The sequence below is a fragment of the Micromonospora sp. M51 genome (assembly GCF_018070305.1).
GTDB classification, from domain to species: Bacteria; Actinomycetota; Actinomycetes; order Mycobacteriales; family Micromonosporaceae; genus Micromonospora; species Micromonospora parva.
The window spans coordinates 1-573 of record NZ_JAGPXZ010001425.1 but is presented as its reverse complement, the minus strand read 5'-3'; the positions used below and the strand labels follow the sequence as shown (position 1 = coordinate 573).

General features: G+C 71.2%; 1 protein-coding gene. It reads right to left on the bottom strand.

The window, feature by feature from the left end:
• On the bottom strand, positions 1-560 hold a 560-nt coding region (locus KBX53_RS35235; protein ID WP_210864063.1), incomplete at its 3' end, for a hypothetical protein.
• Positions 561-573: the final 13 nt, after the last annotated feature.

The window sequence follows — 573 nt, the reverse complement described above, 5'->3', positions numbered from 1 at the left end:
TACTCGCCCCGTGCCGACGGATCCACCGCGGATGACCGGTCCGGCGCCTGCGGGATCAGCCACGCCGGCAGGTCGAGAGCGAGGTGACGCTGGTCGGGGTCGCAGACGCTGATTCGTGGGGAACCACGGTCCAGAAGACGCCTGTCGACCTCGCACAGGCGGGGCTCGGCGGTCAGCGGAGGAGCCGACCCTTCCAGCCGCATGTCGAGCAGGATGTCGGACATGTACGCGCGGACGATGTACCGGTGCCGTCCGTCCGCCAGACGTTCGGTCGCCTCCTCGCCGATCACCTCCACCCGGAGCGGGTCGCCCAGCCTCAGCTGTTCGAAGCGCTGCAGATTCGCCGCCGTGCGGACCAGCGAGACGGTGCCGTCCGGCAGCAGCCGACAGGACAGCTCGCGCAGTCGCTGCCGGCTGTTCGGTCGGCCCAGGTAGTGGTGCAGGTGCTCGGCGTCCAGTGGCGTCCAGCCGACCTCGGTGGCGGGCAGCCAGCGGGGCCGGTTCGTGCGCCGTTCGAGGCAGATGATGCCGGCGTCGGCACCGGTGCCGAGCACTCCCACCCGCCAGACGGTG